The following is an 11467-nucleotide window of genomic DNA, read 5'->3' on the forward strand; positions in this document are numbered from 1 at the left end:
GGTGGAGGTGGACGGCGGGCCGGTGGACGCGGCCGCCGTCATCTCCGCCGTCGACCCCTGGACCCACCTGCGGCTCGACCCGCGGGGTCTACGCTGGGCCGACCGCCGCCGGCTGGCCCGCGCCCGGCCCGCCCTGGCCCCGGCCGTCAGCCACGCCGTGGTCGAGGACGACCCGGTCCCCGGCGGCGTCGCCGAGCTGGTCGAGCACCACCCCGACGGGCCGGTGGTGCGCTACCGGCGCGCCCTCGGGGAGCGGACGCTGGTCTCCACCCACGACTCCACCGCGGCCTCGCCCGACCCCTCCTACGGGATCGCCTGGGACGGTGCGGCGAGCTGGTGGCGGATGCCGCCGGTGACCACCGGGCGCCCCCTGCTGTGGACGGCCGGGCCGCACAGCCGCGGCGGCAGCTCGCTCAGCCAGGTGCTGCTGTCCGGCGCGCTGGCCTCCTACGCCTGCCACGACGCGCTCTCAGGTGTACCGGCTGCCCCCGTGGGCCGGGTAAGGTGATGCGTCCGCCGTCTGGCTGAGAGGCAGTTTCGTTGACGTCACCGGAGTCGGAGTCCCGCACGGTCGAGCGTGAGATCGCGATCGAGCAGGCCCACGTGGACCAGGTCTACGCCCGCCTGGACGAGGCGACCCGCACCGCGGAGCAGGTCGCCCGGCAGGGACGGTCCCTGTACCAGAGCGACCGCACCAGCTTCGTCCGCGAGGAGGACGGCACCGGGCTGTTCGAGCGCGACGTGTTCGCCTTCCAGGCCGCCAAGCGGCTGGCCACGCTGGACGCCGAGCACGAGGGCCTGGTCTTCGGCCGGCTCGACCGGGCCGACTCCGAGGTCCGCTACATCGGCCGGATCGGCGTCCGCGACGAGGACTACGAGCCGCTGGTCATCGACTGGCGGGCACGGGCGGCCGAGCCCTTCTACCGCGCCACCCCGGCCGAGCCGATGGACGTCGTCCGCCGCCGGGTGCTGCGCAGCCGCGGCACGAAGGTGATCGGCATCGAGGACGACCTGCTCGACGGCGAGCGCGCCGGCGACGACCTGGTGGTGGTCGGCGAGGGCGCGCTGATGGCGGCGCTCTCGCGCGCCCGCGGTACGCAGATGCGCGACATCGTCGCCACCATCCAGGGCGAGCAGGACGAGGCGATCCGCGCCCCCTACCAGGGCGTCACCATCATCAGCGGCGGCCCCGGCACCGGGAAGACCGTGGTCGCGCTGCACCGGGCGGCCTTCCTGCTCTACTCCCACCGCAAGCGCTTCGAGCGCGGCGGCGTGCTGGTGGTCGGCCCGAGCCGGGTGTTCATGAACTACATCGAGCGGGTGCTGCCCTCACTCGGCGAGGAGTCGGTGACGCTGCGCTCGATCGGCGCGGTCGCCTCCGACGTGGTGCCGCTGGGTGCCGAGCGCGCCGACGACGCGGCCGCCGCGGTGGTCAAGGGCTCGCTGCGGATGCTGACCCTGCTGCGCCGGCTGGTCGACGAGCCGCTGACCGCCGGCCCGCTCGACCTGCGGGTCAGCGTCAAGGGCGAGGTGCTGGTGCTGCGGCCGTTCCAGCTGAGCACCATCCGCGCCGACGTGCTGCGCCAGCACAAGATCAACAGCTCCCGTCCGCTGGCGGAGAAGGCGCTGCTGGACGCGCTGTGGCGCCAGGCCCAGGGCCGCGTCGACGTCGAGCGGGACGTCTTCGACGACCTCGTCACCTCCCAGGCGTCCTGGACGATGTTCCTGCACGCCTGGTGGCCGCCGCTGGACGCCAGCCTGGTGCTGCGCCGGTTGGCTGATGCCGACCTGGTGGCCCGGCTCGCCGACGGGCTGCTGGACGCCGAGGAGCAGCAGGCCCTGGTGCGCAGCTACCGCGAGCTGGACGCCGCCCCCTCCGGCGGTGCCGGCGGCGGGCGTCCGCGCTGGAGCGTGGCCGACGCCGCGCTGCTGGACGAGCTGGTGGCCATGATCGGGCCGGTGCCGCAGGAGGCCGAGGAGGACCCGACGCTCTTCCTCGCCGACGGCACCGAGGTCGCCGAGCTGGTCACCACCGCCGACCGGCTGCGCCGCCCGGTCGAGGCCGATCCGAACGCCGAGCCGCACCAGCGCTACGCCCACGTGCTGGTCGACGAGGCGCAGGACATCACGCCGATGCAGTGGCGGATGCTGCGCCGCCGCGGCTCCCAGGCGTCCTGGACCATCGTCGGCGACACCGCCCAGTCGTCGTGGCCCGAGCCGGAGGAGTACGACAAGGCACTCACCGAGCTGATCGGGCGGGCGCCGGTGCGCCGCTTCCGGATGAGCACCAACTACCGCAGCCCCGCCGAGGTGTTCGACCTGGCCAAGGCGGTCGTGCAGGCGGAGTACCCGGCCGCCGACCTGCCCCGCGCCGTCCGCTCCACCGGGATCGCGCCGGAGCTGCGGACCGTCGCCCCCGAGGCGCTGCCCGAGGAGGTCACCAGCCTGGTGCACCGCCTCGGCGACCAGGTGGAGGGCACCATCGGCGTGATCTGCCCGCCGTCGCGGCTGGCCGAGGTGGGCGCCGCGCTGCAGGCCGGGCTGAACGGGTTGTCGCCGCGGGTCGCCCTGGTGACCGCGCTGCAGGCCAAGGGCCTGGAGTACGACGCCGCCGTGGTGCTCTCCCCCGACGAGATCGTCGCCGAGCACTCCGGCGGGACGCGGGTGCTCTACGTGGCGCTGACCCGGCCCACCCAGCGGCTGGTCACCGTGGACGTGGGCCCGGGCTCAGGACGCTGGCGTCCGCGCGGCTGAGCCCGTCCCGAGCACCCGGCCGAAGATCTCGCGGGTGGCCGTGGAGCGGTTCATGGTGATGAAGTGCAGCCCGGGCACCCCGTGCTCGAGCAGCCGCTCGCACAGCTCGGTGGCGATGTCGATGCCCACCTGGCGCACCGTCGCCGGGGACTCGTCCGCGCTCAGCCGACGCACCACCCAGTCGGGCAGGTCGGCCCCGGACAGCTCGGCCATCCGGTTGATCTGGGCCAGCCGGGTGACCGGCATGATGCCGGGGATGATCGGCAGGTCGCAGCCCAGCGCGCGGACCCGCTGCACCAGGTCGACGTAGCGCTCGAAGGTGAAGAACAGCTGGGTGATCGCGAACGACGCCCCGGCCTCGGCCTTCTGCACGAGGATGCGCGCGTCGAGGTCGGCGTCGTGCGCCTGGGGGTGCAGGTCGGGGAACGCCGCGACACCGACGCAGAAGTCGCCCAGCTCGCGGACCATCCGCACCAGCTCGGTGGCGTTGGCCAGGCCGTCCGGGTGCTGCTCGAACGGCACCGTCGGCCCGCCGGGCATGTCGCCGCGGATGGCCAGCACGTTGCGGATCCCCACCCCGGCGTAGGCGCCGATGGTGTGCCGCAGCTCGTCACGGCTCTGCGAGGCGCAGGTGAGGTGGGCCATCGTGTTGAGCGTGGTGTGGGAGGCGATGGCCTCGGTCGCCCTGACCGTGCGGTCGCGGGTGGAGCCGCTGGCGCCGTAGGTGACCGAGACGAAGTCCGGGCCGAGCGCCTCCAGCTCGCGGGTGGTCTGCCAGAACACCCGCTCCTCCTCCGGGCTGCGCCACGGGAACAGCTCGAAGGAGGTCAGCGGACGGTCCGCGGTGGCCAGCAGGTCGGCGACCGGCTGCTGCCGCGGGGTGCGGGCAGCGGCGCGGGGCGTGGCGGGGATGCGGCGGACGGGCACGGGCGAACCCTAGGCAGCGCTGCCGAACGCGTCCTGCGTAGGCTCACGTTGTGGTCAGCAGCTTCGAACGGTCCTCCGACGTGGTGGACCCTCCCGCCGCGCGGTGGCGTCCCGACCCGGCCCGTCCGCTCGCGCTCGACTTCATGCAGGCCGTGCAGGGCGCGATCGACGGGTTCCTCGCCGGCCAGCACGGGCTGGTGACCGAGATCGGTGCCGAGCTGGAGCCGGTGCTGGGGATGGCCCGGACCTTCCTCGGCGGCGGCAAGCGCCTGCGTCCGGCGTTCTGCCTGTGGGGCCACGTGGCCGGCGGCGGGGAGGCGACCGGCGACGGCGTGCTGGAGGCGGCGGCGAGCCTGGACCTGCTGCACGTCAGCGCACTCGTCCACGACGACCTGATGGACGGCTCCGACACGCGTCGCGGCGTCCCCTCCGCGCACCGCCAGTTCGAGACGCTGCACGGCGAGCAGGACTGGTGCGGCTCGGCCGAGGGCTTCGGGCTGGCCGGGTCGGTGCTGCTGGGCGACCTGGTGCTGATGTGGTCGACCGAGATGCTGGCCGGCGCCACCGCCCGCCTCGGCCCGCCCGGCGACGAGCGGATCCGCACCTCGCGGCGGCTGGCGGAGCGGATGCGCACCGAGGTGACCTGCGGGCAGTACCTGGACGTGGTGGCCCAGGCCAGCCCGGCGGTGGACGACCCGCAGACCGCCGTGGACCGCGCCCACCGGGTGGTGGAGTACAAGGCGGCCCGCTACACCGTGATGCGCCCGCTGCAGATCGGCGCCGCGCTGGCCGGGGCCGACGAGGGGGTGCACGAGGTGCTGGCGACCTACGGCTCGCATGTCGGCCGCGCCTTCCAGTTCCGCGACGACGTGCTCGGGGTGTTCGGTGACGAGCTGGTCACCGGCAAACCGGCCGGGGACGACCTGCGCGAGGGCAAGCGGACGCTGCTGCTGGCCGAGACCCGGGCCCGGCTGGACGGCGCCGCGCTGGCCCGCCTGGACGTCCTGGTCGGCGACCCGGCGCTGGACGAGGACGGCCTGGCCGAGGCCCGCGGGCTGATCGAGTCCAGCGGCGCCCGCCGACGTCTGGACGAGCTGATCAGCGAGCACGGCGAGCACGGCCTGGCCGCCCTGGAGCGCGCCGACCTCACCCCCGACGGCCGCACCGCCCTCTCCGCCCTGGCCGACGCCGCCCTCCGCCGCGACCACTGACCCACCCCAACGCCCTGCGCCTGTCGAATCGGGCGATCCCCCACCCGACCTCAGAGCAGGACCAGGACCACCGGCTCCCCCGGCTCACCGGCCCGCGCCTCGAACACCGCCAGCACCCGCCGGAACCACCCGGGATCCGCCGCAGCCACCTCGCCCCAGGTCTCCCAGACCAGCGCCAGCGGGGCCTCGACGTCCCGCAGCAGGTCCCACAGCGCGTCCAGGTTCGCCCCACCCGTGCGCCCCAGCGCCCGGTGCGCTTGCGCGAACAGCTCGGCCCGGCTGCCGGCGTCCAGCACGGCGACCCGCCACCCCTCGGTCTCCAGCGCCCGCCGCGCCTCCTCCGCGGTGGCGACCACCCGCCGCACGCCACCGCTCACCGGGCGATCCGCTCGAACGACTCGTAGTGGTCGGCGGTCCAGAAGAACACCGTGTCGTCGTCGCCGGTGACGATCCGGCGGGCACCCCGGTCGTCCTCGCCGGGCGTCGGCACCGTGTACTCGCGGTAGTGCCCCCGGGGCTCCTCGGGCAGCAGCCCCTCGAAGTTGTTGAACACCGCCCCGTCCTGGCGGTACGGGAACGGCCCGCCGTCCTCGATCAGCCCGACCGTCTCCGCCGCCTCCGGTGGCAGCTGCTCCAGCCGCACCCAGGCGAGCCCCGTCTGGGGGTCCACGTCGGTGGCGACCTGCTCCTGGTCGCGGCGCTGCACCCCGCCGGACGGACCATCTCCGGACGGGGCCTGCGAGGGCGTCGCGGACGGGGACGTCGCGGGCGGCGGGACGGCCTCCCCGCCCGGGTCGGACCACAGCAGCGCCACCAGGACCAGGACGAGCGCGACCACCCCACCGCCGGCCCCGGCCAGCGTCCGCCTGCGCCGGGGAGAGCTCACGAGTCGCGGCCGAAGGCCCGGCGCAGCACGCCGGGGTCGCCCTTGAGCGCGAACCCGCCCTCGACCATCGACGGGTCGTCCCGCCACGCCTGGGTGAGCCGCGCCTTGAGCTCGGCGGCCGCCGCCCGGGGGTCGTCGGCCTCGGTGATCGCGCGGACCACCACCACCCGGCGGGCCCCGGCCAGCAGCACGTCGTCCAGGGTCTCCCGGTTGATCCCGCCGATCGCGAACCAGGGCTTGCGGCCCGGCTCGTGGGGCGGCACCTGCTGCGCGGCGTGGCGCACCAGCTCCAGCCCGACCGGCCGGTAGGTCGGCTTGGTGGGGGTGGCGTGCACCGGCCCGACGCAGAAGTAGTCGGTGTCGGGGTCGGCGTCGGCCTCGGCCAGCTGCTCGACCGAGTGGGTCGAGCGCCCGACCACCGCCCAGCGGTGCAGGTGCCGCCGGGCCTCGCCCGCCGGCCCGTCGGTCTGGCCCAGGTGCAGCACGTCGGTGCCGAACCGGCCGGCCAGCTCGGGGCTGTCGTTGACGCTGACCAGCCCGTGGTGCGGCCGGGCCGCCCGCCGGGCGACCTGCAGCAGCTCCAGCTCCTGCTCGGGGTCCAGACCCTTGTGCCGCACCTGCAGGATGTCCACCCCGCCGGCGAAGGCCTCGGACACGAAGTCGGCGAAGTCACCCTGCTCCACCCGTCCGTCGGTGCACAGGTAGAGCTTGGCCGTCCGCAGCCGCTCGGCCACACCTCTCAACGCCGTCATGGGGCCCAGGCTAGTGCGCGACGGCGGCCGGCGACCGGTCAGAATCGCACCCGGCGCGGACGTCGCGGCCCGGGTCGCTTGACCCTCACACCGTGTCAGACGGGAGAACAGAGCCATGTTGTCCATCGGAGACTTCGCCCGGCTCGGTCAGGTGTCGGTGCGGATGCTGCGGCACTACGACGCGATCGGGGTGCTGGTGCCCGCGCGGGTCGACCCCTGCTCGGGCTACCGGTCCTACGACCCCGGCCAGCTGGCCCGGCTCCACCGCGTGATCGCGCTCAAGGAGCTGGGCTTCTCCCTGGCCGAGGTCGGCGTCCTGCTGGACGAGGAGCTGACGGGAGAGCAGCTGCGCGGCATGCTGCGCCTGCGCCGCTCCCAGCTGGCCGCCGAGCACGCCGCCGCCACCGCCCGGCTCGCCGACGTCGAGCTGCGTCTCCGGATCATCGAGAAGGAGCACCGCATGTCCGAGCACGAGTACGTCAGCAAGCCGCTGCCCGCCCTCCGGCTGGCCGCCGCCACCGCCGACCTCCCACCCGAGGAGGCGATCGGCACCGTCGTCGGCCCGCTCTTCGGCTCCGTCGCGGGCGCCGTCGCCGCGGCCGGCGGCAGCCTGCGCACCCCGGTGGCGGTCTACCGCAGTGTCGACGACCAGCTGCGGGTGACCGCCGGCTACGAGCACGCCGGCGAGCCCGGCGACGGGTTCGAGCTGGTCGAGGTGCCGGCGGCGCAGGAGGCCCTGTGCACCGTCCACCTGGGCGCGATGGAGACGATCGGCGCCACCTGGCAGGCCCTGCACGAGGCGATCGGCGAGCGCGGCGCCGTCCCCGACGGCCCGGCCCGCGAGGTCTACCTGCGCGCCCACCCGGACGAGGACCAGAGCCAGTGGGTGACCGAGCTGCAGCAGCCGGTGTCGCGGCCCTGAGCGGGGCGGGCACGATGGCACGGTGAGCGCCGACGAGACGCTGCTGGCCGGCATCCGCGCCGACCTGGCGGCTGCCGCCGACCCGGTCCGGGCGGCCCAGCAGCAGGCCTACATGAAGTCGGCGCTGCCGTTCCACGGGGTCGGCGCCCCCGGCACCCGCGCCCTGCTGCGCCCCCGGCTCCGGGACTGGTCGCCCGCGGACCGGGAGCAGTGGGAGGGCACGGTGCGGGTGCTGTGGGACTCCGCCACCCACCGTGAGCACCGCTACGCCGCGCTGGCGCTGGCCCGGCACCCGCGGGCCCGGGGCTGGCGCGACGTCGACGCGCTCCCCCTGCTCGCCCACCTCGTCACCACCGGCGCCTGGTGGGACGTGGTCGACGAGACCGCGTCCCACCTGGTCGGTGAGGTGCTGCTGCGCCACCGGGCCGGGGCCACCCCGGTGGTCCGCGGCTGGGCCACGGCCGACGACCTGTGGCTGCGCCGGACGGCCGTGCTGGCCCAGCTGCGCCACCGCGAGCACACCGACACCGCGCTGCTGACCGCGGCGGTGGAGGCCAACCTCGACGACCCGTCCTTCTGGCTGCGCAAGGCGATCGGGTGGGCGCTGCGCCAGCACGCCCGCACCGACCCCGACTGGGTCCGCGCGGCCGTCGCCCGGTGGGGCGAGCGCCTCGCACCCCTGTCGCGGCGAGAGGCGCTCAAGCACCTGTGAGCGGTTGCCACCCCCGTTTCGCCGCCGACGGCCACGGGTAGCGTCCCTGCACGCGACGGAGCCACCGTGCAGGCCCGGCCGGGTGACGGCGGGTCCGGTACGACGCTCCGCGACCACCGAACCCCACGACCCTGGAGGCACTTCGTGAACCAGCCCAGCCAGCAGCAGCAGCCCCCCGGTCACCAGGCCGCGATGGACCCGGTCCCCGACTGCGGGGAGCAGAGCTACGTCGGCCACGACCGGCTCAGCGGCAAGCGCGCCCTCATCACCGGCGCCGACTCCGGCATCGGTCGCGCCGTCGCCATCGCCTACGCCCGGGAGGGTGCCGACGTCGTCATCTCCTACCTCAGCGAGGACGACGACGCCGAGTCCACCGCCCAGTACGTGCGCGACGCCGGCCGCAAGGCTGTCCTCGTCAAGGGCGACCTGTCCGACCCCCAGCACTGCCGCGACCTCATCCAGCGCACCGTCGACGAGCTCGGCGGGATCGACGTGCTGGTCAGCAACGCCGCCTACCAGATGTCGCACGACACCCTGGAGGAGATCAGCGACGAGGAGTGGGACCACACCCTTGCCACCAACCTGTCCGCGATGTTCCACCTGGTGAAGGCTGCGCTGCCCCACCTCGGCGAGGGCTCGAGCATCATCGGCAGCTCCTCGGTGAACTCCGACAGCCCCAGCCCGACGCTGGCGCCCTACGCCCTCACCAAGGCGGGCATCGCGAACTTCTGCGCCAGCCTGGCCCAGCTGCTCGGTCCGCGCGGGATCCGCGTGAACAGCGTCGCACCGGGCCCGATCTGGACGCCGCTGATCCCCTCGACCATGCCTCCGGAGAAGGTGGAGCAGTTCGGCAGCGACACCCCGCTGGGACGGGCCGGGCAGCCGGTCGAGCTGGCCGGGGCCTACGTGCTGCTGGCCAGCGACGAGGGCAGCTACATGTCCGGGGCCCGGATCGCCGTCACCGGCGGACGTCCCATCCTCTGAGCACGCCCGACCTGCGGCACCAGGGTCGCGGTCCTACCATGACCCGGTGCCCCCACCCCCGACCGCCGACGACCTGACCACCGACGTCCTGGTCGTCGGCGGCGGGCTGGTCGGGACGGCCACGGCCTGGCGGCTGGCGCAGCGCGGGTTGGACGTCACCGTGGTCGCCGGCGACCCCGGCCGGGCGGCGTCCGGAGTGGCCGCCGGGATGCTGGCCCCGGTCACCGAGGCGGCTTTCACCGAGACCCCGCTGCTGCACCTCAACCTCGCCGCGCTGGACCGCTGGGACGCTTTCGCCGGCGAGCTCGCCGAAGCGGCCGGCACCGACCCCGGGCTGCGCCGCCACCCCACCCTGTCGGTGGCCGCCACCCCCGACGACGCCGCCCGGCTCCGCGACCTCGGCCGCTGGCTGGACGCCCAGGGCCAGCCCTGCCAGACCCTCACCAGCCGCGAGCTGCGCTCCCGCGAGCCGCTGGTCGCCCCGACCGTCCGCAGCGGGCTGCTGGTCGAGCGGGACTGGAGCTGTGACAACCGGCGGCTGTGGCGGGCGCTGCGGCTGGCCGCGGAGGCGGCCGGGGTGCGCACCGTGCCCGGCACGGTCGAGCGGGTCGAGCACGACGGCGGGCGCGTCACCGGCGTCCGGCTCGCCGACGGCAGCGGTTGGCGCGCCGGGAAGGTGGTGCTCGCCACCGGCGCCGACGCCGGCGGGCACGAGCTGCCGTTCGCGCTGCCGGTGCGCCCGGTCAAGGGCCAGGTGCTGCGGCTGCGCGCCGGCGCCGAACCCCAGCTGCAGCACACCGTCCGGGCCTTCAGCCAGGGCTTCGAGGTCTACCTGGTGCCCCGCGCGGACGGCGAGCTGGTGGTGGGCGCCACCGTCGAGGACCGCGGCTTCGACGACCGGGTCACCGCCGGCGGGGTGTACGAGCTGCTCCGCGATGCCCGCCGGGTGGTGCCGGTCAGCGCGGAGTACGAGCTGGCCGAGTGCCGGGCCGGCTGGCGTCCGGCCACCCCTGACAACGCCCCGGTGCTCGGGCCCTCGCCGCTGGACGGGCTCACCCTCGGCGTCGGGCTGTACCGCAACGGCGTCCTGCTCACCCCGCTGGTGGCCGACGTGCTGGCCGGATGGGTCGCCGAGGGTGTCTGGGACGAGCGGGCCGAGCCGTTCCGGCTCGACCGCTTCTAGACTGGCCGGCGCCCCACGAGCAGGAGGAGGAGCGTGCACATCACGCTGAACGGCCAACCGCACGAGCTGCCCGACGGCAGCACCGTCGCCGACCTCGTCGCCGACCTGCCCCACCGCGGGGTGGCGGTGGCGGTGGACGGTGCCGTCGTGCCGCGCAGCCGGCACGACCAGCCGCTGACCGAGGGCGCGGCCGTCGAGGTGGTCACGGCGGTGCAGGGTGGTTGAGCTGACCGGGTCGGCCACGAACCTGACGATCGCCGGGCGCACCTTCGGCTCCCGGCTCATCATGGGCACCGGCGGCGCCCCCAGCCTGGACGTCCTCGAGGCCGCGCTGCAGGCCTCCGGCACCGAGCTGACCACGGTCGCGCTGCGCCGGGTCGACCCGTCGGCCCGCGGCACCGTGCTGGAGGTGCTCGACCGGCTCGGCATCGCCGTGCTGCCCAACACCGCCGGCTGCTTCACCAGCGCCGAGGCGGTGCTGACCGCCCAGCTGGGTCGCGAGGCCCTCGGCACCGACTGGGTGAAGCTGGAGGTGATCGCCGACGAGGTCACCCTGCTGCCCGACCCGATCGAGACCCTGGACGCCGCCGAGCGGCTGGTCGCCGACGGGTTCACCGTGCTGCCCTACACCAACGACGACCCGGTGCTGGCCCGCCGCCTGGAGGACGCCGGCTGCGCGGCGGTGATGCCGCTGGGCGCGCCGATCGGCTCCGGGCTGGGCATCCGCAACCCGCACGCCATCGAGATGATCGTCGAGCAGGCCGGCGTGCCGGTGGTGCTGGACGCCGGGATCGGCACCGCCTCGGAGGCCGCGCTGGCGATGGAGCTGGGCTGCGACGCGGTGCTGCTGGCCTCGGCCGTCACCCGCTGCCACGACCCGGTGGCGATGGCGCAGGCGATGCGGCACGCCGTCAGCGCCGGCTACCTGGCCGCGCACGCCGGCCGGATCCCGGTGCGCCGCTACGCCGAGGCGTCCTCGACCATGGTGGGCCGGATCGACTGACCATGGCCGGGGGCACCGCGCGGATGTTCGTCGCCCTGGTGCCGCCGGCCGCGGCGCGGGAGCACCTGGCCGCCGCCGTCGGGGCGGCCACGGCGGCCCTGCCGCGGGGTGCGGCCGACGGGCTGCGCTGGAC

General features: G+C 75.2%; 13 protein-coding genes. 9 read left to right on the forward strand and 4 right to left on the reverse strand.

Annotated features, from left to right (window positions below; all coding sequences use genetic code 11):
• Positions 1-508, forward strand: a 508-nt coding sequence (locus DVA66_RS10780) for a hypothetical protein (RefSeq protein ID WP_408608904.1), incomplete at its 5' end; no start/stop codon positions are given.
• 32 nt (positions 509-540) lie between these two features.
• Entirely contained in the window at positions 541-2754 is a 2214-nt protein-coding gene (locus DVA66_RS10785) for a HelD family protein (RefSeq protein ID WP_114560089.1), read from the forward strand.
• On the opposite strand, the gene metF is transcribed toward DVA66_RS10785, so the two are convergent.
• Positions 2728-3681: a methylenetetrahydrofolate reductase [NAD(P)H] gene (gene metF, locus DVA66_RS10790; RefSeq protein ID WP_232821894.1), complete on the reverse strand. Its 954-nt coding sequence runs from the start codon at positions 3679-3681 to the stop codon at positions 2728-2730. The genes DVA66_RS10785 and metF overlap by 27 nt on opposite strands.
• A gap of 143 nt (positions 3682-3824) precedes the next feature.
• On the opposite strand from metF, the gene DVA66_RS10795 reads away from it, so the two are divergent.
• Positions 3825-4892: a polyprenyl synthetase family protein gene (locus tag DVA66_RS10795; protein ID WP_114560096.1), complete on the forward strand. Its 1068-nt coding sequence runs from the start codon at positions 3825-3827 to the stop codon at positions 4890-4892.
• Positions 4893-4942: 50 nt separating this feature from the next.
• On the opposite strand, the gene DVA66_RS21930 is transcribed toward DVA66_RS10795, so the two are convergent.
• From DVA66_RS21930 to thiE, 3 genes are read right to left on the reverse strand one after another with little or no spacing between them, the layout of a single operon-like run.
• Positions 4943-5269, reverse strand: coding sequence for a barstar family protein (locus DVA66_RS21930; protein ID WP_157973951.1), 327 nt, complete (start codon positions 5267-5269; stop codon positions 4943-4945).
• Complete coding sequence (locus DVA66_RS21635; protein WP_232821896.1) at positions 5266-5778, reverse strand: ribonuclease domain-containing protein; 513 nt, start codon at positions 5776-5778, stop codon at positions 5266-5268. The genes DVA66_RS21930 and DVA66_RS21635 overlap by 4 nt, the downstream gene beginning before the upstream one ends.
• Positions 5775-6530 carry a thiamine phosphate synthase gene (thiE, locus tag DVA66_RS10810; RefSeq protein ID WP_114560090.1) on the reverse strand — a complete coding sequence of 252 codons (756 nt, stop codon included), beginning with the start codon at positions 6528-6530 and terminating at the stop codon, positions 5775-5777. The genes DVA66_RS21635 and thiE overlap by 4 nt, the downstream gene beginning before the upstream one ends.
• A 115-nt stretch (positions 6531-6645) precedes the next feature.
• Between thiE and DVA66_RS10815 the strand changes: the two genes are divergently transcribed.
• The 6 genes from DVA66_RS10815 (at position 6646) to DVA66_RS10840 (ending at position 11334) form a co-directional block, all read left to right on the forward strand.
• A complete protein-coding gene (locus DVA66_RS10815; protein ID WP_114560091.1) occupies positions 6646-7452 on the forward strand; it encodes a MerR family transcriptional regulator in 807 nt (268 codons plus the stop codon).
• Positions 7453-7474: 22 nt separating this feature from the next.
• Complete coding sequence (locus DVA66_RS10820) at positions 7475-8164, forward strand: DNA alkylation repair protein (protein ID WP_114560092.1); 690 nt, start codon at positions 7475-7477, stop codon at positions 8162-8164.
• A gap of 144 nt (positions 8165-8308) precedes the next feature.
• Positions 8309-9148 carry an SDR family oxidoreductase gene (locus tag DVA66_RS10825; protein WP_114560093.1) on the forward strand — a complete coding sequence of 280 codons (840 nt, stop codon included), beginning with the start codon at positions 8309-8311 and terminating at the stop codon, positions 9146-9148.
• 46 nt (positions 9149-9194) lie between these two features.
• Positions 9195-10331: a glycine oxidase ThiO gene (gene thiO / locus DVA66_RS10830; protein ID WP_198671661.1), complete on the forward strand. Its 1137-nt coding sequence runs from the start codon at positions 9195-9197 to the stop codon at positions 10329-10331.
• A 33-nt stretch (positions 10332-10364) separates the two neighbouring features.
• Complete coding sequence (gene thiS / locus DVA66_RS10835) at positions 10365-10556, forward strand: sulfur carrier protein ThiS (RefSeq protein ID WP_114560094.1); 192 nt, start codon at positions 10365-10367, stop codon at positions 10554-10556.
• Complete coding sequence (locus tag DVA66_RS10840) at positions 10549-11334, forward strand: thiazole synthase (RefSeq protein WP_269801618.1); 786 nt, start codon at positions 10549-10551, stop codon at positions 11332-11334. Before thiS ends, DVA66_RS10840 begins: the two co-directional genes overlap by 8 nt.
• The last annotated feature ends 133 nt before the right edge of the window (positions 11335-11467 follow it).

The organism is Desertihabitans aurantiacus (genome assembly GCF_003344635.1).
In the GTDB taxonomy this organism is placed as follows: Bacteria; Actinomycetota; Actinomycetes; order Propionibacteriales; family Propionibacteriaceae; genus Desertihabitans; species Desertihabitans aurantiacus.